24 protein-coding genes and 2 pseudogenes are annotated in these 24,055 nt (G+C 64.4%); 15 read left to right on the top strand and 11 right to left on the bottom strand.

All coding sequences use genetic code 11. From position 1 onward, the window contains the following. Nucleotides 1–59: 59 nt before the first annotated feature. Both FJ425_RS23050 and FJ425_RS23045 read left to right on the top strand, forming a co-directional pair. Nucleotides 60–932: an NmrA family NAD(P)-binding protein gene (locus tag FJ425_RS23050; protein WP_140726292.1), complete on the top strand. Its 873-nt coding sequence runs from the start codon at nt 60–62 to the stop codon at nt 930–932. 15 nt (nt 933–947) lie between these two features. Beyond that, nucleotides 948–1,535 (top strand): dihydrofolate reductase family protein, encoded by a 588-nt coding sequence (locus FJ425_RS23045; RefSeq protein WP_140726289.1) that lies wholly within the window; start codon nt 948–950, stop codon nt 1,533–1,535. Nucleotides 1,536–1,587: 52 nt separating this feature from the next. Here FJ425_RS23045 and FJ425_RS23040 read toward each other — a convergent pair whose 3' ends face one another. Both FJ425_RS23040 and FJ425_RS23035 read right to left on the bottom strand, forming a co-directional pair. Further along, a complete protein-coding gene (locus tag FJ425_RS23040) occupies nt 1,588–1,839 on the bottom strand; it encodes a hypothetical protein (protein WP_140726287.1) in 252 nt (83 codons plus the stop codon). A gap of 119 nt (nt 1,840–1,958) precedes the next feature. Beyond that, on the bottom strand, nt 1,959–3,248 hold the full coding sequence (locus FJ425_RS23035; RefSeq protein ID WP_140726284.1) for a cytochrome c peroxidase: 1,290 nt from the start codon (nt 3,246–3,248) through the stop codon (nt 1,959–1,961). A 219-nt stretch (nt 3,249–3,467) separates the two neighbouring features. Here FJ425_RS23035 and FJ425_RS23030 point away from each other — a divergent pair, with 219 nt between their 5' ends. From FJ425_RS23030 to FJ425_RS23005, 6 genes are all read left to right on the top strand, one after another. Continuing rightward, on the top strand, nt 3,468–5,000 hold the full coding sequence (locus tag FJ425_RS23030) for an acid phosphatase (RefSeq protein WP_140726282.1): 1,533 nt from the start codon (nt 3,468–3,470) through the stop codon (nt 4,998–5,000). Nucleotides 5,001–5,242: 242 nt separating this feature from the next. Continuing rightward, a complete protein-coding gene (locus FJ425_RS23025; protein ID WP_140726279.1) occupies nt 5,243–5,554 on the top strand; it encodes a hypothetical protein in 312 nt (103 codons plus the stop codon). A gap of 57 nt (nt 5,555–5,611) precedes the next feature. Then, nucleotides 5,612–6,034, top strand: coding sequence for an OsmC family protein (locus FJ425_RS23020; RefSeq protein ID WP_140726276.1), 423 nt, complete (start codon nt 5,612–5,614; stop codon nt 6,032–6,034). 5 nt (nt 6,035–6,039) lie between these two features. After that, complete coding sequence (locus FJ425_RS23015; protein WP_140726272.1) at nt 6,040–6,603, top strand: hypothetical protein; 564 nt, start codon at nt 6,040–6,042, stop codon at nt 6,601–6,603. Between the two features lie 210 nt (nt 6,604–6,813). Further along, nucleotides 6,814–7,557 (top strand): 2OG-Fe(II) oxygenase, encoded by a 744-nt coding sequence (locus tag FJ425_RS23010; RefSeq protein ID WP_140726269.1) that lies wholly within the window; start codon nt 6,814–6,816, stop codon nt 7,555–7,557. Nucleotides 7,558–7,702: 145 nt separating this feature from the next. Beyond that, nucleotides 7,703–9,325, top strand: coding sequence for an ABC-F family ATP-binding cassette domain-containing protein (locus FJ425_RS23005; protein WP_140726266.1), 1,623 nt, complete (start codon nt 7,703–7,705; stop codon nt 9,323–9,325). Nucleotides 9,326–9,383: 58 nt separating this feature from the next. Here FJ425_RS23005 and htpG read toward each other — a convergent pair whose 3' ends face one another. The 6 genes and pseudogenes from htpG to groES all read right to left on the bottom strand — a co-directional run bounded on the left by htpG (nt 9,384) and on the right by groES (nt 14,372). Further along, nucleotides 9,384–11,276 carry a molecular chaperone HtpG gene (htpG, locus tag FJ425_RS23000; RefSeq protein ID WP_140635677.1) on the bottom strand — a complete coding sequence of 631 codons (1,893 nt, stop codon included), beginning with the start codon at nt 11,274–11,276 and terminating at the stop codon, nt 9,384–9,386. Between the two features lie 60 nt (nt 11,277–11,336). Continuing rightward, a pseudogene (locus FJ425_RS32480) lies at nt 11,337–11,528 on the bottom strand (DUF982 domain-containing protein); the annotation flags it as partial. 91 nt (nt 11,529–11,619) lie between these two features. Then, on the bottom strand, nt 11,620–12,018 hold the full coding sequence (locus FJ425_RS22990) for a helix-turn-helix transcriptional regulator (protein WP_140635676.1): 399 nt from the start codon (nt 12,016–12,018) through the stop codon (nt 11,620–11,622). A 61-nt stretch (nt 12,019–12,079) separates the two neighbouring features. Further along, nucleotides 12,080–12,301 carry a hypothetical protein gene (locus tag FJ425_RS22985; RefSeq protein ID WP_140635673.1) on the bottom strand — a complete coding sequence of 74 codons (222 nt, stop codon included), beginning with the start codon at nt 12,299–12,301 and terminating at the stop codon, nt 12,080–12,082. Between the two features lie 66 nt (nt 12,302–12,367). Then, nucleotides 12,368–13,996, bottom strand: coding sequence for a chaperonin GroEL (groL, locus tag FJ425_RS22980; protein WP_140635671.1), 1,629 nt, complete (start codon nt 13,994–13,996; stop codon nt 12,368–12,370). Between the two features lie 61 nt (nt 13,997–14,057). Continuing rightward, nucleotides 14,058–14,372 (bottom strand): co-chaperone GroES, encoded by a 315-nt coding sequence (groES, locus tag FJ425_RS22975; protein ID WP_140546472.1) that lies wholly within the window; start codon nt 14,370–14,372, stop codon nt 14,058–14,060. Nucleotides 14,373–14,702: 330 nt separating this feature from the next. On the opposite strand from groES, the gene FJ425_RS22970 reads away from it, so the two are divergent. The 5 genes and pseudogenes from FJ425_RS22970 to FJ425_RS22950 all read left to right on the top strand — a co-directional run bounded on the left by FJ425_RS22970 (nt 14,703) and on the right by FJ425_RS22950 (nt 18,464). Further along, the gene (locus tag FJ425_RS22970) at nt 14,703–15,050 is read left to right on the top strand and encodes a hypothetical protein (RefSeq protein ID WP_246673593.1); all 348 of its coding nucleotides are present in this window, start codon (nt 14,703–14,705) and stop codon (nt 15,048–15,050) included. 13 nt (nt 15,051–15,063) lie between these two features. Beyond that, the gene (locus FJ425_RS22965) at nt 15,064–15,336 is read left to right on the top strand and encodes a protein usg (protein ID WP_140546471.1); all 273 of its coding nucleotides are present in this window, start codon (nt 15,064–15,066) and stop codon (nt 15,334–15,336) included. A gap of 243 nt (nt 15,337–15,579) precedes the next feature. Then, complete coding sequence (locus tag FJ425_RS22960; RefSeq protein WP_140635669.1) at nt 15,580–16,056, top strand: Hsp20 family protein; 477 nt, start codon at nt 15,580–15,582, stop codon at nt 16,054–16,056. Nucleotides 16,057–16,153: 97 nt separating this feature from the next. Then, nucleotides 16,154–16,597, top strand: a pseudogene (locus FJ425_RS22955) (Hsp20/alpha crystallin family protein); the annotation flags it as partial. 442 nt (nt 16,598–17,039) lie between these two features. Continuing rightward, complete coding sequence (locus FJ425_RS22950) at nt 17,040–18,464, top strand: hypothetical protein (RefSeq protein ID WP_140635665.1); 1,425 nt, start codon at nt 17,040–17,042, stop codon at nt 18,462–18,464. A 107-nt stretch (nt 18,465–18,571) separates the two neighbouring features. Here the strand turns inward: FJ425_RS22950 and FJ425_RS22945 are convergent, their stop codons facing one another. Together FJ425_RS22945 and FJ425_RS22940 are read right to left on the bottom strand one after the other, a co-directional pair. Continuing rightward, a complete protein-coding gene (locus FJ425_RS22945) occupies nt 18,572–19,465 on the bottom strand; it encodes a hypothetical protein (protein ID WP_140635663.1) in 894 nt (297 codons plus the stop codon). 90 nt (nt 19,466–19,555) lie between these two features. Continuing rightward, nucleotides 19,556–21,214, bottom strand: coding sequence for an acyl-CoA synthetase (locus FJ425_RS22940; protein ID WP_140635661.1), 1,659 nt, complete (start codon nt 21,212–21,214; stop codon nt 19,556–19,558). 257 nt (nt 21,215–21,471) lie between these two features. On the opposite strand from FJ425_RS22940, the gene FJ425_RS22935 reads away from it, so the two are divergent. Both FJ425_RS22935 and FJ425_RS22930 read left to right on the top strand, forming a co-directional pair. Further along, nucleotides 21,472–22,575 (top strand): KamA family radical SAM protein, encoded by a 1,104-nt coding sequence (locus FJ425_RS22935; protein WP_140545027.1) that lies wholly within the window; start codon nt 21,472–21,474, stop codon nt 22,573–22,575. A 403-nt stretch (nt 22,576–22,978) separates the two neighbouring features. Then, a complete protein-coding gene (locus FJ425_RS22930) occupies nt 22,979–23,836 on the top strand; it encodes a BA14K family protein (RefSeq protein ID WP_140545025.1) in 858 nt (285 codons plus the stop codon). Here the strand turns inward: FJ425_RS22930 and FJ425_RS31670 are convergent. Further along, the gene (locus FJ425_RS31670) at nt 23,794–23,970 is read right to left on the bottom strand and encodes a hypothetical protein (protein WP_181165034.1); all 177 of its coding nucleotides are present in this window, start codon (nt 23,968–23,970) and stop codon (nt 23,794–23,796) included. The genes FJ425_RS22930 and FJ425_RS31670 overlap by 43 nt on opposite strands. Between the last annotated feature and the right edge of the window lie 85 nt (nt 23,971–24,055).

Raw genomic sequence — 24,055 nt, 5'->3', positions numbered from 1 at the left:
GCTCTTGCTTTGCGTCAAATGGTTCCAGAAGTAAATCATTTTGACGAGAGGAGGTCGATATGAACCGGCAAGTCAAGCGTACGATGGTGGTCGTCGGCGCAACCAGCGAAGTGGGCGCCGAGGTCTCGGCCAGACTGACCGAGGCAGGGCATGAGGTACGCGGCATCGCCCGTAGCCTCGGCGTCGCACTCGACGATCAGGCGGCGCTCGACGCCGCCTTCTCGGGTGCCGACAGCGCTTACGTGATGATCCCCTTCGATGTCACCGCGCCCGATCTGCATCGTTTTGAGGACGAGGTCGGCGCACGGCTGGCATCCTCCATCGCCCAGGCGGGCCTGCGCCGGATCGTGCTGCTCAGCGGCCTCAATGCCCATCTCAGAATGGGTACCTCGCTTGGCGCTGCGCTGATGGAGGAGCGGCTCGCCGCGCTGGGTCTGGACGAACTCGTCTATCTGCGCGCCTCCTTCTTCATGGAGAATTTCGTCAAGGGCATGGGCTTCGTCGAGCAGGCGGCGTCCGGCGTCTTCGCCTCGCCCTTCCGCGGCGACCTGCCGATGCCGCTGATTGCCGCCAAGGACGTTGGCGAACGCGCCGCCGCTCTATTGAGCGCCGAACATTTCCCTGCCCGGCGCGTTGTCGAATTGCACGGCGGCGGCTCCTACACGCTCGAACGGGCCACCACGATCCTGGGCAGGGCGATCGGCAAGGATGTCGCCTACCATGAAGCGCCGTTCGCCGATGCGCGGGCCGGTATGGTCGCCAATGGCATATCGGCGAGTTTTGCCGATGCGCTGGGCGAGACGGCGGCAAGCTTCAACAGAGGCGAGCGCTGGGCGCTGGAAGCACCCTCAGCCGAAAATGCCACCCCGACCGGCTTCGAAGCCTGGGCGCAGGCTTTCGCCCGTTCGCCCGCCGCAGGCAGCAATTCCTGACAAGGGAGACCGGACATGAGAAAGCTCATCCTGCAGATGCAGATGTCGGTCGACGGTTTTGTCGGCGCCGACGAGGACCGTCGCTGGCAGCTTTGGGAATGGGGCGACGACAGCGCCTGGGACGAGGAGCTCAAGCGGGACTTCAACGCCATTTTCGAGACCATCGACACCATCCTGTTGAGCCGCAAGATGGCTGAGGAGGGCTATCTGACCCATTGGGGCAATGCGGCGAGGAAATATCCGAAGGACCGCTTCTTTGCCTTCGCCCAGCGCATCATCGAGGCCGAAAAGGTGGTGGCGAGCGATAAGCTCGGGGCCTCGCGCTGGGAACGAACGCGCATCGTGAGCGGCGACCTGCCGCGTGAGGTCAACGCGCTGAAGCAAGGCGAGGACGGCGACATCGCCGTGTTCGGCGGCGCCGGCTTCGCCTCGGCGCTGATCGCCGCCGGCCTTGTCGACGAGTTCCAGCTCTTCATCAATCCGGCCGTTCTGGGCAGTGGCCGCCGCATCTTCGACAAGGGCGGTTTTAGCAGGCTGAAGCTCCTCGGCTCGAAGCCCTATGCCTGCGGCATGGTCGTGAGTCGCTACGCGCCGGCGCAATGAGAGGCAGCAACCAAGGGCGCGCCGCCTTGAATCAATCCGGCAGTGCGCCTTCTTAACTGTCTGCCTGGGTTTGCCTTTCCCGGATCGGCAGGCAACCGTCTCCGCTGACCAGCCGCAGGTGTACGGCCGGTCGGCTGGACCGCGGCCAGGCGGCGTGGTCGTTGCCCACGGCGGCGAACCAGCGGGCCTCACGCGATGTCAGGCCGATAAGCACCCGGCCGGCATATTCGGCCGGCGCGCCGTTGCCCGCATCGAACACCGCCCAGCTGCTCCCTGGCGGCTCCTGCACCGCGACGAACCTCATAGGAGACTCCATCTGTCAAGAGACGGGCAATATAGCAGGCGCGACTTGGCGTTCCTATGACGTGGCTCACATTGGCACACATTTACGGTGGATAGCAGTCCGCTCCAACTGGAAGCGGGTCACTTGCTTCTGACGATTTGCCTTGGCGGCTTGTCCTGCTGCCCGGCCTGGTCGGCGTCGGTCAGCGTGCCGAGGAAGGCGACGATGTCGTCGATCTCGGCGTCGGTCAGCGCCGGCTTGTCGCCGGGCTTTTTGCCTTTGAAGGGCGGGTCTGTGTTGAGGTTTCCCCAGTAAGCCTTTGGCAGATCGTCGAATTTGTCGACCGTGCCGTCCGTATTCTTCGGATACCAGCGCCCGGGATCCGTATCGCGGCTGGCATAGAAGGCGACCGCGTCGCGCAGCGTGTGAAAATAGCCGTTGTGGAAGAAGCTTTTCCGCAAGGCAACGTTGCGCAGCGTCGGCGTCTTGAACAGGCCGCAATATTCGGCGCGGTCCTTGAGATCGGTGCGCAGCGGACCGCACAAGCCAAGGTCGACATAATTGGGATCGGCGTTGGCCCCAATCGCCGGGTTGCGCGGGACGGCGATCGCGATCAGGCCGTAATCGGTGAATTGCGGCGGCTCGCCGTCATTGGCCGGTTCGCTCAAATGGCAGCTCGCGCAATTGCCCTTTGCAGCGTCCTCGAACAGCATGCGGCCGCGTAGTTCCTGCGCGGAAAGCTGCGCCTTGCCGGCGAGGAAGGCGTCGTAGCGGCTGGAATAGGGATAAAAATCGGCGCTGCTCTGCTCGAAGGTGCCGAGCGCTTCCACAGCGGCGTCGAAGGCGTCTTGCGGATGGTCGAAGACATCGGCGCCAAAGGCCGCCTTGAAGGCGCCGGCATAGGGAGCCTTGCGCAGGCTGGCGGCCACCTGGGCCGCGTCCTTGTTGCCCATCTCGAAGGACGACAGCAGCGGGATGCTTGCCTGGTCCTTGCCGTGGTCGGCGCGGCCGTCCCAGGTCAGGCCGCCGGTCGGGCCGTTGTCGACGCTTTCGTCGCCTTCGTCCTCGGAGTCGTAGAAATGCTCGGTGAAGGCGGGCGCCGCCTGCAGGTAGCGCAGCGACGGCACGGCGCGAACGCCGGGCTGGTCAAGATTGGCTCCGCCCATTTCAACCGGCGCCGCCGAGGCCGGCCCGAAAGCATGGTTGGGATCGTGGCAGGATGAGCAGGCCTGCTTGCCCGAGGCTGAGAGCGAAGGGTCGAAGAACATTTGCCTGCCGAGCGCCGTCAGCGCCTCGGCGCGGGCGAAGGCTTCCTGGCGCGTCATCGGGCCGGGATGGACACCGGATGGCTCCTCGGTATTGGCGGGCGCGGTGGAGGCGACGATCGTGGCCGCTGCAATGGCGATTGCGTGATTTTTCCGACGTCCCATCGTCTTCGGCGATATCCCTGATTTCTTCGCCCGGTTTCTTTGGCGGCGTAAGGATCGAGTGCAACGGATTGATGACCGGTCTTCCCGCTCACGAAACCGTGTTCGGCCGGGGCGGAACTGTCACAAAGGTGACAAGGCGTCGAAGTAGCTGGGCATTGATGCAGTTGCGTTCCTGCATTGCCGTCCTCCAGCCATCCCCAAGCCACGAGGCATTTCCCAATGATCCGGTCCTTTCTCTCCCTTTGCCTCGCCTCCACGGCGCTGGCATCGCTCTCTGCCGCTGCCCAAGCGGCGCCTCCCGGTTACGACAAGATCGACACCGTCGTCGTCATCTACGCCGAGAACCGCAGCTTCGATAACCTTTATGGCGGCTTCCCCGGCGCCAACGGCCTGGCCAACGTTTCGCCCGACCAGGCGCGCCAGCTCGATCGCGACGGCAAGCCGCTTTCCGAACTGCCGCCGGCCTGGGGCGGACTGACCGGCAAGGGCGTCACGCCGGTGGTAACGGAGGCGCAGAGCGCGCATCTGCCCAACGCGACATTCGCCATCGACGATCCTAAAGGCTTCAACGAGAATACCGGCGTCATCACCCATGATCTGTGGCATCGTTTCTATCAGGAGCAGATGCAGATCGACGGCGGCCGGAACGACAAGTTCGTCGCCTGGGCCGATTCCGGCGCTCTGGTGATGGGCCATTATGACGGCTCGATCCTGCCGATGTGGGCGATCGCCAAAAAATACGTGCTCGCCGACAATTTCTTCCAGGGCGCCTTCGGCGGCTCCTTCCTCAACCACTTCATGCTGGCCTGCGCCTGCGTGCCTTACTATCCGAATGCCGACACCAGCCCGGTGAAGGCCCAGATCGCCGTCGTCGAGCCGGATGGCGTGACGCTGAAGCCGGCCGACAACTCGCCGCCCTCGGCGCTGGGCGGCGTGCCGAAATTCGCCAATGACGGCGCCATCACGCCCGACTTCTACGCCGTCAACACCATGCAGCCGCCTTACCAGCCGAGCGCCAACAAGCCGGCCGAAGGCGGCGACAAGGCGCTGGCCGATCCGGCACAGCCGACCACGCTGCCGCCGCAGCACGAGATCACCATCGGCGATCTGCTGTCGCTCAAGGGCATTTCCTGGGCGTGGTATTCGGGCGCCTGGCAGGCGGCGCTCGACGGCAAGAACGCGACGCCCGTGCCGAACTTCCAGTTCCACCACCAGCCCTTCAACTATTTCGCGGCCTATGCGCCGGGCACGGCCGCGCGGGCCGAGCACATCAAGGACGGCGGCCTCGGCGGCACCGAGTTCATCAAGGCGATCGACGACGGCAAGCTGCCGGCGGTCTCTTTCTACAAGCCGCAGGGCAACCTCAACGAACATGCCGGCTATGCCGACGTGACCTCCGGCGACCAGCACCTGGCCGACCTCGTCGCGCATCTGGAGAAGAGCCCGCAATGGGCGCATATGCTGGTGGTCGTCACCTATGACGAGAATGGCGGCTTCTGGGATCATGTCGCGCCGCCCAAGGCCGATCGCTGGGGCCCGGGCAACCGCATCCCGGCTTTCATCATCTCGCCCTATGCGAAGATGGGGATGGTCGATCACACGCAGTACGACACAACCTCGATCCTGCGTTTCATCACCGCCCGCTACGACCTGCCTGTGCTGCCTGGCATCGTCGCCCGCGACAAGGCGCTGCGCAACCACGACCAGCCGCCGATGGGCGATCTGACGGCAGCGCTCGATCTGACGAAGTAATCGTCGAAGCCCTTCTTGCAAAAGGCCCGCTCCGGCGGGCCTTTTTTTGTTGGGGCATCGCAAGGGTACTTGCCACGATCGGTCCCCCTGCCACACAAGGTGTTATGTCCGACAATTATCTGCACATGGTTCCTGACGATCCATACTGGCGTCCCGATAGGACGGCGGCGGAAAAGGCTGCCAACTAGGTTCGCGGACTGTTCCCCCAAGCCGAGCATGTCGGAATCGAATACAAGGAAGCAGTGACCTTCTTCGATGCAGGCGCGAATACGGAAAGCGTCTACTGCGCCTTCGGCGGGAGCGAACTGGAGGATTGGTGGGGCAATGCCATGGATCAGGCAGCCGTTTCGGATTTTAGCGACCTCGCTATCGTGACGCCTTGTTGTAGCAAATCCACGTCGCTCAACGACCTCCGCTATGTATGGCCTGCCGCGTTCGGTATGTGCTCGCTTACAGTCGTCAATCCTGGCGCGACCACCCTCTGCGCCGAGGAACGGCGAAGGATTGAGCAGGCGATTGGATCGCCGCTCAAGGTAATCTGGCAACATCTCTGAGCCAGCTGAGCGCCAAGGCAGATCAACCGAGCTGCTGAGCAGAACGAAGGAAGCACGATGGCGGACCTCAAGATCAGAACCCGCAACGTCGGCGCGCTCGCCGTCCTGCCGCCGGGCGGCCTGCCGACGGTCACGACCCCGACCGGCGGCACGGTCGATGTGGTCACGCAGGTCAGCGCGCCCGGCTTCAGCCCGCTCGACCTGCTCCATGCTTCTTTAGCCGCCTGCATGGTGCTCAGTGCCCGCATCGCCGCCACCCGCCTCGGCGTCGCCGACCGGCTCGGCGAGGTGAGGGCGGATGTCGGCGGGGAGAAGGCGAAGGACGAGCCCTCGCGGGTCGAGACATTCATCGTCAAACTGGAGATCGCCGGCGACCTTGATGACGCGATGAAAGCGCGGATCATGGCGGACGCCGAGGACATCTGCACCGTCTCCAACACGCTGCGCGGCGCGCCGGCGCTTCGTTCCACGCTGGGGTGAGCGCAATGGCGCATCTTTCGCCGATCGACTACGCGACCGCCTCGGGCGACATCCGCGCCGAGCACGACCGAGAGCTCGCGCTGCGCGGCCGCATGACCAACATGAAACGCATCCTGCTTCGCTCGCCGGCCGCCCACCGCATCTACGCCGAATGGTTCACGCTGCGCGACCTTCTCAAGCCCACGCTCGACGACCGCGCCATCTGGCTGTTGTCGAAAGCGATAGCCGAAACGATGCGTGCCGAGATTCCCGTGACCTTCTTTCGCCGCGCACTAATCGAGAACGGGCTCGACCCCGAAGCGACCGAACCGACCGCCGACGAGACGCTGCTGATTTCCTTCGGCATCGCGGTCGCCGCCGATGCCAATGTTGTCCCGGAAGAAACCTGGGCCGCGCTCAAGGCGCGCTACGACGAGACGCTGCTCGTCAACCTCACCGCCTTCGCCGGCATCATGGTGGCGACCTGCGTGTTCACCAATGCGGTGAAGGTGGATTTCGATCCGGAGCTGGAGATGTATCGCAGACCTTCTCCCTCTCCTCTTGTGGGAGAAGGTGGATCGGCGCGTTAGCGCCGAGACGGATGAGGGGTGTTCCAGCTTGGCGATAAGGTTGAAATCGCCGCCGCCTCATTCCTTCCAGCACCCCTCATCCGACCTCGCTTCGCGAGGCCACCTTCTTCCACAAGGGGAGAAGGGAAAGCCGGCACCCACCTCCGCAGGAATCGGGTGGCCGATGCACATCCTTCGCTCCACTTTGACGGCAAGCAAGGAGGCACACCCATGACCATCCATTCCCTCAACACCAGGCGCGCCGGCCGCTCCGCCGAATCCCGCGTCGCAGCACAAGATTGGCGCGCGCTGGTCTCTGACCTGAACGCCCATGGCTGCGCGGTCATGCCCGGCCTGCTGTCGGCGGAAGAATGCGCCGACATCGCCGCGCTCTACCCGCATGAAGAGCATTTCCGGAGCCACGTCGTGATGGCGCGCCACGGCTTCGGCAAGGGGGAATATCGGTATTTCAAATATCCGCTGCCGAACCTGATCGAGGGCCTGCGCACCACGCTCTATCCGCGACTCGCCACCGTTGCCAACGACTGGAACGAGAAGATGGGTGTTGCCCAGCGCTATCCGGCCGAGCACGCCGCCTTCCTGAAACGCTGCCACGATGAGGGCCAGGTGAAGCCGACGCCGCTTCTGCTGCAATACGGCCCCGGCGACTTCAACTGCCTGCACCAGGACCTCTATGGCGCGCTCGCCTTTCCGCTGCAGGTGGCGGTCCTTTTGTCCGAGCCCGGCGAGGATTTCACCGGCGGCGAGTTCGTGCTCGCCGAACAGCGCCCGCGCATGCAAAGCCGCGCCGAAGTGGTGCCATTGAGGCGCGGTGACGCGGTGGTCTTCGCGGTTCACAACCGGCCGATTCAGGGCACGAAAGGCCACTATCGCGTCAACATGCGCCATGGTGTCAGCCGGTTGCGATCGGGGCGGAGACACACGGTCGGCATCATCTTCCACGACGCGAAGTGAGCAGGCAGTAGGCAGTAGGCAGTAGGTTACGTCGAGGCCGAGAAGCGAAGAGGGGTTCCTTTATCCCTTGCATTCGCTTATTGGCCCTACTCCCTACTCCCTACTCCCTACTCCCTACTCCCTACTCCCTACTCCCTACGAGCCCATGATCCGTCTCGAAAATATCGGCAAGCAGAACGGCCGACAGATCGTCTTCATCGAAGCCTCGGCCGCCTTGCAGAAAGGCGAGAAGATCGGGCTTGTCGGTCCGAACGGCGCCGGCAAGACGACCTTGTTCCGAATGATCATTGGTGAGGAGCAGCCCGACGAGGGCCAGGTCTCGGTCGATCGCGGCGTCACCATTGGCTATTTCAGCCAGGATGTCGGCGATATGAGCGGCTTGAGCGCCGTCGCCGAGGTCATGGAGGGCGCCGGACCGGTCAGCGCGGTCGCCGCCGAGATGCGCGAGCTCGAGCACGCGATGGGCGATCCAGAGCGCGCCGACGAGATGGATCAGATCATCGAGCGCTACGGCGAGTTGCAGCACCGCTTCGAGGAGCTCGACGGCTATGCGCTCGACGGCCGGGCGCGCGAGGTGCTGGACGGCCTCGGCTTCAGCCAGGAGATGATGGACGGCGACGTTTCAAAACTTTCCGGCGGCTGGAAGATGCGCGTCGCGCTTGCCCGCATCCTGTTGATGCGGCCCGACGTCATGCTGCTCGACGAGCCGTCGAACCATCTCGATCTCGAAAGCCTGATCTGGCTGGAGAAATTCCTCAAGGATTACGACGGCGCGCTGCTGATGACCTCGCACGACCGCGAGTTCATGAACCGCATCGTCACCAAGATCATCGAGATCGACGCCGGCGCGCTGACCTCCTATTCCGGCAACTACGAATTCTACCAGGAGCAGCGCGCGCTGGCCGACAAGCAGCTGCAGGCGCAGTTCGAGCGCCAGCAGGCGATGCTGGCCAAGGAGATTGCCTTCATCGAGCGCTTCAAGGCGCGCGCTTCCCATGCGGCCCAGGTGCAGAGCCGGGTGAAGAAGCTCGACAAGATCGACCGCGTCGAACCGCCGAAGCGCCGCCAGACGGTGACTTTCGAATTCCAGCCGGCGCCGCGCTGCGGCGAGGACGTGGCGACGCTGAAAGGCATCCACAAGGCCTATGGCAGCCGCAATATCTATTCGGGCCTCGATTTTCAGATCCGCCGCCGCGAGCGCTGGTGCGTGATGGGCGTCAACGGCGCCGGAAAGTCGACGCTTCTGAAGCTGGTCGCCGGCGCCTCCGAGCCGGACGGGGGCTCCGTCGCGCGCGGCCCGAGCGTCAAGATGGGCTATTTCGCCCAGCACGCCATGGAACTGCTCGATGGCGAGCGCACCGTCTTCCAGACGCTGGAGGACTCGTTTCCGCAGGCAGGCCAGGCGCCGCTGCGCGCTTTGGCCGGCTGCTTCGGTTTTTCCGGCGACGAGATCGAGAAGAAATGCCGCGTGCTCTCGGGCGGCGAGAAGGCGCGGCTGGTGATGGCGCTGATGCTGTTCGATCCGCCCAACCTGCTGGTGCTCGACGAGCCGACCAACCATCTCGACATAACCACCAAGCAGATGCTGATCGAGGCGCTGTCGCAATATGAAGGCACGATGCTCTTCGTCTCGCACGACCGCCATTTCCTGGCGGCGCTGTCGAACCGCGTGCTGGAGCTGACGCCCGACGGCATCCACACTTATGGCGGCGGCTACACCGAATATGTCGCCCGCACCGGCCAGGAAGCGCCGGGGCTGAGAGGGTAGGGCGAGACCCTACGCAATTGGCGGCGGCGCATTCCCCCTGTCGGGCGAGCGCCGGCGCTTACCCCCTCGCTAGCTCGCGATCGATCAGCCGCGCAAGCCGCGCCGAGAACGCCTTGGCGTCGGCCGGCTTGTCGCCGTCGAGCACGCGTGCCTCGTCGTAAAGCAGATGCGCGGCGTCTTCCTTGAACGCCTTCTCGTCGTCGCCGAGCTTTGCCAGCGCCGCCACGCGCTCGTGGCGCGGGTTGATCTCGAGGATCGGCTTGGCCGCCTTGTCGAGCCGGCCGGCGGCGTTGAGCAGGCGCTCGAACTGGCGATCCGGGCCATGCTCGGGCGCGACGAGACAGACGGCGCTTTCCGTCAGCCGGTCGGAGGCTTTCACATCCGACACCTCCTCGCCGAGCGTCGTCTTCACGAAAGCCAGGAAGGCGGCGATATCCGACGACGTCTCCGCGTCGGGCTTCGCCGCATCTTCGGGCAGCGCGATATCGGCGAGCTCTGCCGCGCCCTGCGTCACCGACTTGAACGGCTTGCCGTCGAATTCCGGCGCCATCGTCACCCAGAAGCTGTCGACGGGATCGGTGAGGAGCAGCACCTCGATGCCGCGTGCGCGAAAACCTTCGAGCTGCGGCGAGGCTTCGAGACGGGCGCGATCGTCACCGGCCATGAAGAAGATCGCTTTCTGACCTTCCTTCATCGCTGCGACATAGTCGGCAAGGCTGCGCCAGCCTTCGCCTGAGGTCGTCGAACGGAAGCGGGCAAGCTTCAGCAGCTGCTCGCGTCGCTCGTAATCCTCATAGAGCCCTTCCTTCAGCACGATGCCGAAATTTTCCCAGATTTTGGCGTAGGCTTCGGCATCGTTTTCGGCCGTCTTGGCGAGGTCGCCGAGAACGCGGTTGGTCACGCCCTTGCGGATCGCTGCGAGCAACGGGCTCTCCTGGATCATCTCGCGCGAGACATTGAGCGGCAGGTCGGCGGAATCGACCAGGCCGCGCACGAAGCGCAGGTAGCGCGGCAGCAGATCGGCTTCGTCGGTGATGAAGACGCGCCGCACATAGAGCTTCATGCGCCCCTTGCGGTCCTGGTCAAACAGGTCGAACGGCCGCGATCCCGGCACGAAGGCGAGCACGCTGTATTCCTGCCGGCCCTCGGCGCGGAAATGGATCGTGGAAGCCGGCTCGTCATACTGGCCGGCGATGCTGCGGTAGAAGTCGGTATATTCCTCCGGCTTGATCTCGCTCTTTTGCCGCACCCAAAGCGCCGTGCCGTCGGCGATGTCGCGCGGTTCGGCGCCGGGTTTCTCGACGAACGTGATCGGCACCGGCACATGGCCCGACTGCGACTTCGCCAGCCCCTCGAGCCGGTAAGGCGTGGTGTAGGAAGAGGCGTCTTCCATCAGATGCAGCACGACGCGCGTGCCGCGCTTGGGTGCTGCCTCGAGCGGCGCCGGCGCGATCTCGTAGGTGCCCTTGCCGTCGGACGACCAGCGGAAAGCCTCATTGCTGCCGGCCTGGCGGCTGATGACGTCGACACGGTCTGCGACCATGAAGGCCGAATAAAACCCGACGCCGAACTGGCCGATGAGCTGCGTGTCTTCCGCCGCCTTGCCGGCTTCGACGCGCTCCATGAAGGCGCGGGTGCCGGAGCGCGCGATCGTGCCCAGCGCCTCCGCCATCTCGTCGCGGCTCATGCCGATGCCGTTGTCCTCGACCGAAAGCTCCTTGTTGTCCGGATTGGCGGTAATCGTGATGCGCGGCTTGGCATCGTCACCCAGCAACTCGGGCCGGCTCACCGCCTCGAAGCGCAGCCTCTCGCAGGCATCCGCCGCATTGGAGATCAGCTCGCGCAGGAAAACGTCTCGGTCCGAATAGACCGAGTGCACCATCATATGCAGCAGCCGCGAGACGTCCGCCTCGAATGTCCTGGTTTCCGTGGTCTTGGTGTCAGTCGTCATTCAGAATTCCTGCGCTCGTTGCGTCGTCCGCCGCGCCAGCACGCGCCGGTTTTCAAATCTTCAGCCATTGTCGCTTGTGGATGCGCTCCCTGCCAGCGCCGCAGGCGCCAGCGAAACCATGTCCGGCGCCAGGATATCGTGGCGGCGGGCGAAAGCAACAAGGGTTGCCCGCACTGTTTCCGCGTCGATTTCGCCGGCAATGCCGGCTTTGCAGGAATTGAGCGCGATCGCATGCGCGCTGCTCCTGCTCGCGGCCGGCCAATCCTACAGCAGGGCATAGGCTTCCATCACGGTTTCGAGCCGGACCGGCAAACCCATTCCGACAAGAATGGTAACAGGGTCTTCAAAGCGGCCGTGGTTCATGGTCAGAACCCTCATTCAGGTGCATGCTCATGGCGCCCGGACGAAGGCCAGTCGTCCCGGCCAGCACATGTCGGCGCGGGTAGGGCGGTTGCAGGACGACGCCGCGCGGCCGCGGCTGGCCTATGCCGTTGAACGCCTGCACAACCACCGGGCCTGCCGGCGCGTGCATCGCTGAATTCTGCCGGTTAAGGCGCGGCGGGGGCAGCACCTTGTGTGCCTTGGCGAGGGCCTCGATCCAGGCGGCGACCGCCAGTGGCACCGGCGCGCGCCCCTCGAGCCAGCGCGTCACGTCGTTTCTGGGCCAGCCGAGCTCCTCGGCGACGTCGGCAGCTTCCCATCGCAAGATTTTCAGGCATTCGCGCAATCGTCCTGCAATCATGGCAATCCTCGTCCGTTCGCAGTCACAAGGGCCCCGCCCTGGAGGCGGGGGCCGATCTTCGCTAGCCGCCCGCGGATGTTTCGGTGGCCGACACGTGCTGTGCGGCAAGGAACATCAGCGTTGAGGCGACGGTCCGCCGGTTCCATCCGGCCGATTCGGCGGTGTCGAGCAAGCCTGCCAGCAGCGGCTTCAATGCGCTTCGACATTCGGCTTCATAAGCGAGGAATTCGCTTGCCGGATGCGTCGGCGCCGGAACCGAGCCATTGCCGCTCATCATATCCATAAGGGCCTCCATCGTGCGTTTCGAAACGCCCGCTCCCGTTGCCAGAAGCGGGCTCCCGTCGGCGTCTCAGAAGTCCATGCCGGCGCCGGCCGGCATGGCCGGAGCGGCCTCCTTCTTCGGCTTCTCGGCCACCATGGCCTCGGTGGTGACGAGCAGTCCGGCAACCGAGGCCGCATCCTGTAGCGCGGTGCGCACGACCTTGGCGGGATCGATGACGCCTTGTTTGTAGAGGTCGCCATATTCGCCGGTCTGGGCGTTCCAGCCATAGGCGAATTCGGTCTTCTCGCGCAGCTTGCCGACGATGATCGAACCTTCCGACCCGCTGTTCTCGGCGATCTGGCGCACTGGAGCCTCGATCGCGCGCCGCACGATGTCGACGCCGTATCTCTGGTCCGGGTTGTCAACGGCGACCGCGTCGAGCGCCTTGGCCACCCTGAGCAGGGCAACGCCGCCGCCGGGCAGGATACCTTCCTCTACCGCGGCGCGCGTGGCGTGCAGCGCGTCGTCGACGCGGTCCTTCTTCTCCTTGACCTCGACTTCGGTCGCGCCGCCGACGCGGATCACGGCAACGCCGCCGGCGAGCTTGGCCAGCCGCTCCTGCAGCTTCTCGCGATCATAGTCGGAGGTGGTCTCCTCGATCTGCGCCTTGATTTGCGTGATGCGGCCCTGGATCTCCTCCTTCTTGCCGGCGCCATCGACGATGGTGGTGTTCTCCTTCTCGATCGCGACCTTCTTGGCGCGGCCGAGCATCTCCAGCGTGACGTTCTCCAGCTTGATGCCGAGATCCTCGCTGATGGCCGTGCCGCCGGTCAGGATGGCGATGTCCTCCAGCATGGCCTTGCGGCGGTCACCGAAGCCCGGAGCCTTGACGGCGGCGACCTTAAGCCCGCCGCGCAGCTTGTTGACCACCAGCGTGGCCAGAGCCTCGCCCTCGACATCCTCGGCGATGATCAGCAGCGGCTTGCCGGACTGCACCACGGCCTCCAGCACCGGCAGCAGGGCCTGAAGATTGCCGAGCTTCTTCTCGTGGATCAGCACATAGGGCTCTTCGAGCTCGACGCGCATCTTGTCCTGGTTGGTGATGAAATAGGGCGAGAGATAGCCGCGGTCGAACTGCATGCCTTCCACGACTTCCAATTCGGTCTCGGCCGTCTTGGCCTCTTCGACCGTGATGACGCCTTCGTTGCCGACTTTTTCCATGGCCTCGGCCAGGAAGCGGCCGATCTCGGCATCGCCATTGGCCGAGATCGTGCCGACCTGTGCGATCTCGTCGTTGCTGGTGATCTTGCGGGCGTTGACCTTGAGTTCGGCGACGACGGCATCCACCGCCTTGTCGATACCGCGCTTGAGATCCATCGGGTTCATGCCTGACGCAACGGCCTTGGCCCCTTCGCGAACGATCGCCTGGGCAAGCACGGTGGCCGTGGTGGTGCCGTCGCCGGCGAGGTCGCTGGTCTTCGAAGCGACTTCGCGAACCATCTGGGCGCCCATGTTCTCGAACTTGTCCTCAAGCTCGATCTCCTTGGCGACGGTGACGCCGTCCTTGGTGATGCGCGGCGCGCCGAACGACTTGTCGATGACGACGTTGCGGCCCTTCGGACCGAGCGTCACCTTCACCGCGTCGGCGAGGATATTGACGCCCCGCAGCATGCGCTCGCGGGCGTCGGAATGGAATTTGACTTCCTTGGCAGCCATTGGATCACTCCTTGTTTAGGCAGCTTTCATTGACTGGGTTGCGGTTCGATCGAAGCCCCGGTCAGGCGGCCTTCTTCAGCGTCTCGGCCTGCTCGATCACACCCATCACGTCGCTCTCCTTCATGATGAGCAGGTCCTCGCCGTTGAGCTTGATCTCGGTGCCGGACCACTTGCCGAACAGGATGCGGTCGCCGACCTTCACGTCGAGGGGCGCGAGCTTGCCGCTATCGTCGCGGGCGCCTGGCCCGACCGCGATGACTTCGCCTTCCTGCGGCTTTTCCTTGGCCGTGTCGGGGATGATGATGCCGCCGGCCGTCTTCTCTTCGGCCTCGATGCGGCGCACGAGCACGCGGTCATGCAATGGACGGAACGTCATATCGTTCTCCTTCAGGACAAACAGATTGCGAACGGTTCCTCCGCTCCGGACCGGCAGGACCGGAGCGGGGCTCGCGCGACCCTTTCGGCATCGCGCGCATGTCGAGCTAATTTTGCCTTCTTCTACTTTCAAGGGGGTACCGCAAATTTTTTGGCACTCTCGACCGTTGAGTGCTAGCGCGCTGAAAACATGCGGTAAATTGGACCGCTGCGATAACGGAGAGGCTTGAATTCGCGATTGAGTTGAACAAGATTATCGGCGCCCGGCAGCGCCGGGACCGCTGAGAAATTGGAACCCGAAGCAAGGAGTTTTTGGAGACGGAGGACAGAAATGGACCGACAGACGCTTTCGCCGATCATTCCTTCCCTAGCTCCCGAACTATCAGACCTTTCGCTCGACTGGCTGCTGTCGCCGGCCAGCCATTTTCAGCACCCGCGGGATGTGCTGGAGGACGGCTCGCTCGACATATGGGAAAAGCGGGCGATCCTTTCGTCCTGGGCGTCCGATGCTTGCGCCGTGGAATCGATGCCGGCGCTGCGCCAGCCGCCGGGCACCGAGCGGCCGGTCTCCTTCGACGACATCATGGATGCGCTGCGCCGGCTTGATGCGCTGGCCCCGCCGCCCAGCGGCCCTGCCGATAACGACCACCGGCAGGTGGTCGACCGGCTGAGCGCGTGAAGGCCCGAAGGCGATGGCGGTCAGCAGGGAATTCCGCTTGCAGATGAATGGCTATGGCTTGACCACTGCCGAGATCCATTATCATCTGCCCGACCATCCCAGCCTGCTCCAGCTCTACGTCTGGCAGGACTATGATCTTGCCCCGGATTTCCCGGCGCTGAGGGGCTTTCTGGGCTTTTGGGAGCGCGAGCTGGCTGGCGCCTTGCATTCCGTCCGTGTCGCCCACCATCGGCTCATCAGGGCATCGGAATGGCGGGCCGTCGACGGGATCATCGCGATCCATTGAAGATCAGCTCCCCGAGGCGGTCGTGGTTGTGCGGCCGCCTCCAACTCATGATTTGCCTGGCCTGCATGCAGACGAAGGGGCTGACTTTCACGACCGTGAAGGCGGCTTCGGAGCGGGACCTTGACGTGCCCGTGTTGAATTCCCAGATCGATTACGCCGGTGCTTGAGAGAGACCGGCAAGGTCAAGGGGCACCGCTTCCTTGGCGCCCCTCGTATCTATGTTGCTCAGTGGAGGATGTAGCTATGAGAACCACGTTTGACTTCAGTCCCCTGTTCCGGTCGAGCATCGGCTTCGATCGAATGTTGAACGCGCTCGAGACGGCGAGCCGGATCGAGACCGTCGATAATTGGCCACCCTACGACATCGCCAAGACCGCGGAAGACGACTACCGCATCAGTATGGCGGTGGCTGGGTTCTCGCAGGACGAACTGGCCATTACCCAGGAGCAGAACATGCTCATGGTCTCTGGCCAGAAAGCCGGCGAGGACAAGGGCGAGTACCTGCATCGTGGCATCGCCGGCCGTGCATTCCAGCGCCGCTTCGAGCTTGCCGACCACGTCAAGGTCGTTGGCGCCAGCTTGGTCAATGGGCTGCTGACGATCGATCTGAAGCGCGAAATCCCGGAAGAGATGAAACCGCGGCGGATCGAGATCGCAGCCGACAAGGCAACGCTCAAAGGCACGACAAAGAAGATCGAAGCCGAGAAGCACGCCGCCTGAGGGCTTCTTGTGAGCGCATCCGCGCTATGCGCCGGGCACTGCCCGGCGCGTAGGAGCTTTTCGAGCCGATGAACAGAAAGGAGCAAACCATGAGTGTGACGGTGAGCGCGATCCGTTCCTGTCGCTGCATCGCGAGGTGAACCGCCTGTTTGACGACGTTTTCCGCGGCTTCGACAGCCGGTTGCCGTCTTTTGGCGGGGTCTCCTCCCTCGGCGCCGGTTGGCCGAGCGTCGAGATCTCCAACGGCGAGAAGGAGATCAAGGTGATGGCCGAGGTGCCGGGCCTCGAACAGAAAGACATCGAGGTCCTGCTCGACGACGGCGTGCTGACGCTGAGAGGCGAGAAGCGCTCCGAGACGGAGGACAAGGATAGGCAGTTCTCCGAGCGCTATTACGGCCGCTTCGAGCGCCGCATCCCGGTCGGCTACGAGGTCAAGGAAGACGAGGCGGATGCCCGCTTCAAGAATGGCGTGCTGACCGTCACCTTGCCGAAGAGCGAGAAGGCGCAGTCGCAGGTCAAGCGCATCGACATCAAGAGTTGATGCATCGACGCGGGAGGTCGGCCGATCCGCCTCCCGCGTCGACTCCCATAGAGGCACGGCAACCCGATGCTCGCGCAAGCAACTCCACTCGATCGATCATGGGCGGCCGAGGAAGAGAAAATTTATACGGCGGGAGCTTCTTTTTTCCGTCCAGAAGTCTTCGCATCGCTCATGTGAATGATGACAAGCAGCTCGCTGTCTTTCCCTTCTGCTGCGCATGCTTTCAACACCTACCCAGAGAGAAAACTAACATATGTTAGGAACCGAAGAAGGGACCACCTAGGGCGGATCCGCATAAGGTTGGGACCGGCGATAACCTTAATTATGGTTTCCTTTGCATAGGCTTCCCGAACGGAAGGTAACGCGATAGATTAGCAATTCGTTAAGTACGCCCGGGGGCGAGCGTAAAAGATGTGTCGTCGAGCGTAAGGGATGTGCCGTGATGAATTTCAAGTCTCTGATCAAGCGGGCCGAGGACGTCGATAAGGAATTTCAGGAACTCCAATCGGATCTGGCGGAGGCGTTCGAGGACGTTCTCAAAGATGACGAACAGCCGCCGTCGGAAGACGATGCCGTCGCCGGCCGGGAACTGGTGGCAAGCGACGAGAATCCGCCGGCCGAAGAGCCGTCCGACGCAACGGCATCGCGGCTGACGCCGCATACCCAGACGCGGCTGGCCGCCCTGGAGGCCGTCACCGGGCTTTTCCGGGACGGGCAGGGTCATCTGCAGGAGATCGAGGCAAAGCTGGCGGAGATCGCCACTGCGCATCACATGACGCGCGAAGTCCTCAACGTCTTCCATCGCGACGTGTTGCGCTCCAACGAGCTGGAGCTGGCAAACCTCGCTCTCACCGCCGAACACAAAACGTTGTCGGAACAATTGCTTGACGCCGCCCGCCGGCAGCGCGAACGCGACGGCGCGGCCGAAGCGTGGCAGCAGCGCGAGGCGAACCTCGTCCAGGACCGGGAACAGCTGCGCTCGGCCCTTGCGGCGGTGCGCCTGGAGCTGGTGGAGATGGGCAATGAGACCGCCAGGCGCGAGACGGAGTTCGGCGAGATCGTCAAAGCCCTGACGGCCAAGACCGTCGAAGTCGACAGGCGCGGCGCCGAGAACAAGCTGCTGCGCGAAAAGCAGGTCGGCCTTTCTGTCGATCTGGAGCAGGCGCAAAAGCGCGAGGCGGAGGCCCGGCACAAGTTCGACGAGTTCGCGGCAACCCACGCCAGCGAAACCGCCCATATCGCCGAGCTGATGGCTCAAATCGGCAACCACGAAAAGGAAGAAACCCGGCTGCAGAAAGCCCTCGAGGCAGCGCAGGCCAGGCTTGCCGAAACAACCGAGGCGGCGCGGATCGCCGAGAGCGACAGCACCGCCGAATTGGCACGCAGCCAGGCGGAAATGCGCGGTTTGCGTGCCGAGATCCAGGACCTGCAGTCGCGTCTGGACAAGGTCTCGACCGACAATGGCGAAGCCACGGCCGAGATCACCAGGCTAAAGGCGCAGCTGAACGACGCCGTCACCGAACGCCAGATTGCCGAGAAAAGGCTCGCCGTTCTCAAGGACGAGAGCGAAGCCGACAAGAAGAACCTGTCCGAGGTCAGCACCAATTTCTCACGGCTTTCGCTGCAGCAGGCGTCGGAGCAGATCCAGCTCGATATCCAGAAGCAGGAATGCGAGGATTTGCACGCCGAAGTCGAAGCGCTCAACGCCCGCATCCGGGAATTGCTGCCTTACGAGCGCCTGCATCGGGTGACCGACGCAAGGTCGCGCAAGGATGCCGCGCCTCAAACCAACGGGATCATCGCGGAAGCGGCGCGCCCCGTCGCACGGCGCGTTTCTCGGCGCAACATGCGGGCGAACGGAGGCTGAGGATTTCGAGCGGCTCGGCTTCGACAGCGCCGGCCCGCTCTATCTCCGTGTTTTGAAGCCGTTCCACTTCGAGAGCCGCTGCGCTTTCCTGGAATTGCCCTGGCGGACTATTTCCCAGCCATGTCGTCGGCAAGGTCCTGCGCCTGCTTGAGCAGCGCCGGGAAGGACGGGTCGCCGGGCAGGCGCTGGGCCATGCAGGCGCGGTAGTCGGCATCACCCTTTTCCCAGGCGGCGTTGGCGGGATCGGACGCCTGCGGATCGTCCTGGTCCGAGCCCTGATCGGCCTGCTGGGCTTTCTGCGCGGCGGCGTCGGCGGCTGCCCAGATTGAATCGCAAGCCGCGATCTTCGGCACGGCGGGCGAGGCGGGTGCCTCGGCGATCAGCACGCGGTCGCCTTTCACGACTGCCACGACGAGGTGCTGATCATAGATCGGTCCCACATCCTGGGTCCAGCCACCGAGCCGCGCGACCACCGCATCGGCGCCGTCGGGCTTTTTCAGCGAAAAGTCGAGCGTGCCCGAGAATGCCGCGTCGCTGCCGATGGCCTGGGTGTAGAAACTGTCGAGCTTCAACGCCGCGCCGATGTCGGCGGGCAGCTTGAAATCCGCTTCCGCCTCGCTCGATTTGGACTTGAGCCAGCGCTCGGTCAACCCGCGCGTCGAGGCGACAATGCTTGGGCCGTCGTCGCTCTGCGCATATCGCAGCCCGTCCAGCATGCCGTAGCCGATATCGGAGGCGTTGAGGCTTTGAACATTGAAGGTGCCGGTCGCCGGGAAATCCTTGACGGAAAGCGGCCCGAGAATGGCGGCGAGGCGCTGCTGGAGGTCGGCCAGCGCCTTGTCGTTCTGGGCATCGATGGTTTCGATCGCCGTATTGGCGCTTTCCTGCGCGGTGATATCGGCGATCGCCTTGTCGCGCGCGGCGATATAATCGTCTTCCGGCGAGGCGGCATATGCCGCGCTGCCCGCCAGCGCAATGAGAAGCGTCAAGACCAACCGCATGCTGCAACCCCAATTAGCGATCAAAGCCCTTGGGAGCCATCGCCCGACTTGGCGGCTTTTGCGTGGCGGAAATCATGGAGAGCCAAATCTTTATTCCGCCTTGAGCTTCTCCACCTCGGCCTTCCTCAGCAGGAACCGCTGGATCTTGCCGCTCGGTGTCTTCGGCAGTTCGCTGACGAACTCGACCTCGCGCGGATAGGAGTGCGCCGAAAGCCGCTGCTTCACATGCTGGGCGAGTTCCTCGGCCAGCGCCTCGCTGCCCTTGAAGGCGGGCGCCAGCACCACGAACGCCTTGACGATCTCGGTGCGCTGCGGATCGGGCACGCCGACGACCGCCGCCTCGTTGACCGCCGGATGCTCGATCAGCGCGCTTTCGACATCGAACGGTCCGATGCGGTAGCCGGACGAGGTGATGACGTCGTCGGCCCGGCCGATGAAGGAGACCGAGCCGTCCGGCTCGTATTCCACCGTGTCGCCGGTGCGGTAGTAGCCGCCGGCGATCGCCGGCGTATCCGCCTGGTGGTAGCCGTCGAACCAGCGCAGCGGCGATCTGGCGATATCGACCGCCAGCACGCCAGGCTGGTTGGGGCCGAGCTCGTTGCCTGCCTCGTCCAGCACCACCATGCGGTAGCCGGGCATGGCAAAGCCGGCCGAGCCGGCGCGGACCGTATGCGCCAGACCATGATAATTGTTGACCATCATGCCGTTCTCGGTCTGGCCGTAATGATCGTGGATCGGCGCTGCAAGATGCGCGTCGAACCAGCGGATCACCTCCGGATTGAGCGGCTCGCCGGCGCTGCTCACCACGCGCAGCCTGCCCTTGACGCGGGCGGCCGCCTCGGGCCCTTCCGCCATCAGCAGGCGATAGGCTGTCGGCGAGCCGGCCAGGCTGGTGACGCCCAGACGCTCGATGAGGTCGTAGGTCGATTTGGCGTTGAAGGCGCCTTCGTAGAAGGTGGTGGCGATGCCGAGCTGCAAAGGCCCGGTGATGGCGTAGTAGAGCCCATAGGCCCAGCCGGGATCGGCGATGTTCCAGAAGATGTCGTCGGGCCGAAGCCCGATCGCGTCACGCATATAGGCGCCGAAGGCCAGCAGTGCGCTGAGCGGCACCGGCACGCCCTTTGGGTGCCCGGTCGTGCCGGAGGTCGACATCATCATGAACAGGTCGGTGCCCTTGCGCATGACCGGTTGGCAGTCGGGGGAGGCAGCCGCGAGCGCCGCGCGGAAATCGACGTCGCCGGCGGGCAGCGTGTCGCCGGGCCCAAGAATGGTGGCGATGCGCGGATGGTTTTCCACCTCGTCGAGCTTGGCGCGGTTTGCGGGGTTGGTCACCACCAGCTTCGCCTTGCTGTAGCTCAGGCGATGCTCGATAGCCTTCGGCCCGAAAGCGGTGAACAGCGGCTGGTAGACCGCGCCGACCCGCCATGTGCCGAGGATCAGCGCCACCAGTTCAGGGATGCGCGGCAGCATGCCGGCGACGACGTCGCCGGGACCGACGCCGAGACTTTTGAGCAAGGTGGCGACGCGGCCCGCCATGTCGGCCAGATCGTCGAAGGAGTATTCGCGCAATTCACCGGCAGCCGAGATCGCGCGCAGCGCCAGCCGGTTGTCGCCGGTATAGCGGCCGCAGCATTCGACATAGGCGTTGATGCCGGTCGCCGGATCGCCATGAAGGCGCGCGATCTCGTCCTCGATGCGGAATTGCGCAACGGCATCCTCATAGCGCGGCAGCGCCTGCGTCTTGGTCATGACAACCCTCCCTCGCCGGCAGACCATCTCCCCATGATCGCCGTTGGCACGAGATTGCCTGAAAAGACGGCGCTGGTCGATTGCCGCGAAAGTCGAGAGTGAGTCAGGCGACGACGGTTGCGCGAAGGAACGCAAGCTTCGCCGCTCAACGCCTTTCCAGCCATTCGAGCGGTGAGGGTGCTCCAAATTCCCAACGCGGTATGCGGTTGACCGCATCGACCATCCGGCCGATAGGGACGGCGAACCAGAGAACCGCAATGACCACCGATCTCAAACAACCGGCCGCCCCCGACGCCGCCTGGCAAGCCGAAGTCCGCGCCGGCGTGCGCCATGTCCGCGACCTCGCTTCCCTGCCGCTTTCGGCCGCCGAGCGCGCCGTCATGCAAGAAGCCGCGGCGGCGCACAAGGTGCGCGTGCCCAAACCCTATCTCGACCTGATCGACTGGAGCGACCCCAACGATCCGATCCGCGCCCAGGTGATCCCGTCGCCGGGCGAGCTCGTCGCCACCGAAGGCGAGCTCGACGACCCGATCGGCGATCATGCCTTCGGCCCGGTGCCGCGCCTGACGCACCGCCATGCCGACCGCGTGCTTTTGTTCCCGACCTATCAATGCGCGGTCTATTGCCGCTTCTGCTTCCGTAAGGAATCGCTGACCTCGATCGGCCGCGGCTACACCAGCGAAGCGCTGGAGCCGGCGCTGGCCTACATAGCCGGGCACCCGGAAATCCGCGAGGTGATCCTGACCGGTGGCGATCCGCTGTCGCTGCCGGACAAGGCGCTGGCCGATATCCGCGCCCGGCTGGAGGCGATCCCCCATCTCAGGCTGTTGCGCGTCCACACCCGCGTGCCGGTGGTGCTGCCGTCGCGCGTCACGCCCGGTATGATCGAGGCGCTGCAGGGCCGGCTGATGGTGACGGTGGTCACGCACTTCAACCATCCGCGCGAGCTCACCGCCGCAGCCGAGGCGGCCTGCCGCACGATGCGCCTGGCGGGTTTCGTGCTGCTCAACCAGAGCGTTCTCCTCAAAGGCGTCAACGACACGGTCGAGGTGCTGGAGGAGCTCTGCCTCGAGCTGATGTACCGTCTCGGCGTAAAACCCTATTACCTGCATCACGGCGACCTCGCGCGCGGCATGGCGCACCGCCGCACGACGATTGCCCAAGGCCAGGCGCTGGTCGCGGAGTTGCGCCGGCGGCTCTCCGGCATCTGTAACCCGACCTACGTCATCGACCTGCCGGACGGCGGCGGCAAGGTGCCGCTGGCAGCGAGCCATATCGAAGGGCGGGACGGCCAGACTTGGCGCATTCGCGGCCAGGACGGGAAGGCGAGGAGCTACAGCGAGGTGGTGGCGGACTGCTGAGCGCCCGCAGGTCGCTCAAGCGCGGCCCGGCCGTCTCGTTGGGGACAATCAGCCGGTTGCCGGGCCTGACCGACGGGAGTTTGTGGCCGCCGGCTGCGACAAACATCGGTCCGAGGCGTTGGGACTGCCATGTGAACGACCTGCGTTTATTCCTCTGTTTGCACGATGCGGCGTCTTGCCAAAGGGGCGACACTGTCATCGATCCGTTTGGATCATCGTAAAGTCCTTAGCTGCCTAGTCCCCAGCTGGGTTCACCTAGCGATCCTCTCGAAGCCCCGCGTGCTCCTCCCCGGAGCACGCGGGGCCGTTCGTTTGTTACCACCGGGTCGCAACATCGCCCTCTTCCTGTGGGAACCGGATTCCACGCTCCGCATTCTATCAGCGGGGACTAAAGGAGCGCGGCATGAAGGCTTTATTGGGTATCGTCGGCGGCTTCGTGCTGACCCTTGCCGTGTTCGCCAGCGGGCTCGCCTTCGCCACCTGGCTACTCGCTGCCAAGCCGGTGCGCCAGCTGACGCCTGCGATCGGCGTTTCCGAGCTCTGGACCAAGGACGCTCAGCCGGTCGATCCGCAAAAGCAGAATCTTCAGCGCATTCCTGCCCAGCAGGCTGCCGTCGCGCCCGCCCCAGGGGGCGAGCCGGCCAAGACCGACAGCGCAGTGCAGACGGCGACGCTCGCGGCTCCAACAGCACCCGCGCAGCCGCAGCAGTTGCAGCCCACGACCGCTCAGCCGAACCAGCCCGCAGCCGAGCCTGACGCGATCCAGCCTTCCCAACCGGCTCCGGCCGATGAGCAGGCCCAGCAGCAATTGCCCGTGGCCCATCTGCAATGGTGCTCGGCACGCTATCGCAGCTACCGTCCGGCGGAAAACAGCTACCGCTCCTACAGCGGCGAGCTGCGCCCCTGCATCTCACCCTATTACGATCCGATGGGCGACCCCACCGCCTCGACCGGCTCAAACGATCGGCAAGGCCGGGATGGCCAAGCCGTCGGGAACGATCGGCAAACCGCCGCGGCCGATGATCAGACGAGCGACGACCAGGCCGAGATGGAAGGCTACGCCCCGTCGGGCGACGGCTACGCCACCACCTATGGCGGCCCGCCGGAAGAGATCTCGCCCGAGGCTGGGGCCGTGCGGGCACAGGGCCGGCAGATCTCGGCCGCCCACGTCGACGATTGCTTCAGCCGCTACCGCTCCTACGATCCGCAGGACAACACCTACCAGCCCTTCGACGGCGGCCCGCGCCGCCAGTGCGAGTAGGTGAAGCGCCGCGTTGCCGCGAAGCAGCGCGCGACTGTCGGCTTCTGCTTGAATTCGGCAGGTTGGCCGCTAAAGACGTCGAAAACGGTCCAGCTGTTCGGCTTATCCATCGTCAGTGCGTAGCGGTTTGTCATGCTTGCATTCCTCCCGGTCGCCGCTAACTGCCGGGAAGCCCAAAAATGCTTCGGTAAAATAATCGGAAGATTTCAGGAACTAGGT

The organism is Mesorhizobium sp. B2-7-2 (genome assembly GCF_006440775.1).
Classification (GTDB): domain Bacteria; phylum Pseudomonadota; class Alphaproteobacteria; order Rhizobiales; family Rhizobiaceae; genus Mesorhizobium.
Note: the sequence above shows the minus strand (reverse complement) of the source record. Positions and strands in the feature narration are given on the sequence as shown.

Coding starts and splice junctions, on each gene's coding strand:
- FJ425_RS23050 (WP_140726292.1), top strand. CDS start 60: ATGAACCGGCAAGTCAAGCGTACGATGGTGGTCGTCGGCGCAACCAGC.
- FJ425_RS23045 (WP_140726289.1), top strand. CDS start 948: ATGAGAAAGCTCATCCTGCAGATGCAGATGTCGGTCGACGGTTTTGTC.
- FJ425_RS23040 (WP_140726287.1), bottom strand. CDS start 1,839: ATGAGGTTCGTCGCGGTGCAGGAGCCGCCAGGGAGCAGCTGGGCGGTG.
- FJ425_RS23035 (WP_140726284.1), bottom strand. CDS start 3,248: ATGGGACGTCGGAAAAATCACGCAATCGCCATTGCAGCGGCCACGATC.
- FJ425_RS23030 (WP_140726282.1), top strand. CDS start 3,468: ATGATCCGGTCCTTTCTCTCCCTTTGCCTCGCCTCCACGGCGCTGGCA.
- FJ425_RS23020 (WP_140726276.1), top strand. CDS start 5,612: ATGGCGGACCTCAAGATCAGAACCCGCAACGTCGGCGCGCTCGCCGTC.
- FJ425_RS23015 (WP_140726272.1), top strand. CDS start 6,040: ATGGCGCATCTTTCGCCGATCGACTACGCGACCGCCTCGGGCGACATC.
- FJ425_RS23010 (WP_140726269.1), top strand. CDS start 6,814: ATGACCATCCATTCCCTCAACACCAGGCGCGCCGGCCGCTCCGCCGAA.
- FJ425_RS23005 (WP_140726266.1), top strand. CDS start 7,703: ATGATCCGTCTCGAAAATATCGGCAAGCAGAACGGCCGACAGATCGTC.
- htpG (WP_140635677.1), bottom strand. CDS start 11,276: ATGACGACTGACACCAAGACCACGGAAACCAGGACATTCGAGGCGGAC.
- FJ425_RS22990 (WP_140635676.1), bottom strand. CDS start 12,018: ATGATTGCAGGACGATTGCGCGAATGCCTGAAAATCTTGCGATGGGAA.
- FJ425_RS22985 (WP_140635673.1), bottom strand. CDS start 12,301: ATGGATATGATGAGCGGCAATGGCTCGGTTCCGGCGCCGACGCATCCG.
- groL (WP_140635671.1), bottom strand. CDS start 13,996: ATGGCTGCCAAGGAAGTCAAATTCCATTCCGACGCCCGCGAGCGCATG.
- groES (WP_140546472.1), bottom strand. CDS start 14,372: ATGACGTTCCGTCCATTGCATGACCGCGTGCTCGTGCGCCGCATCGAG.
- FJ425_RS22970 (WP_246673593.1), top strand. CDS start 14,703: ATGGACCGACAGACGCTTTCGCCGATCATTCCTTCCCTAGCTCCCGAA.
- FJ425_RS22965 (WP_140546471.1), top strand. CDS start 15,064: ATGGCGGTCAGCAGGGAATTCCGCTTGCAGATGAATGGCTATGGCTTG.
- FJ425_RS22960 (WP_140635669.1), top strand. CDS start 15,580: ATGAGAACCACGTTTGACTTCAGTCCCCTGTTCCGGTCGAGCATCGGC.
- FJ425_RS22950 (WP_140635665.1), top strand. CDS start 17,040: ATGAATTTCAAGTCTCTGATCAAGCGGGCCGAGGACGTCGATAAGGAA.
- FJ425_RS22945 (WP_140635663.1), bottom strand. CDS start 19,465: ATGCGGTTGGTCTTGACGCTTCTCATTGCGCTGGCGGGCAGCGCGGCA.
- FJ425_RS22940 (WP_140635661.1), bottom strand. CDS start 21,214: ATGACCAAGACGCAGGCGCTGCCGCGCTATGAGGATGCCGTTGCGCAA.
- FJ425_RS22935 (WP_140545027.1), top strand. CDS start 21,472: ATGACCACCGATCTCAAACAACCGGCCGCCCCCGACGCCGCCTGGCAA.
- FJ425_RS22930 (WP_140545025.1), top strand. CDS start 22,979: ATGAAGGCTTTATTGGGTATCGTCGGCGGCTTCGTGCTGACCCTTGCC.
- FJ425_RS31670 (WP_181165034.1), bottom strand. CDS start 23,970: ATGACAAACCGCTACGCACTGACGATGGATAAGCCGAACAGCTGGACC.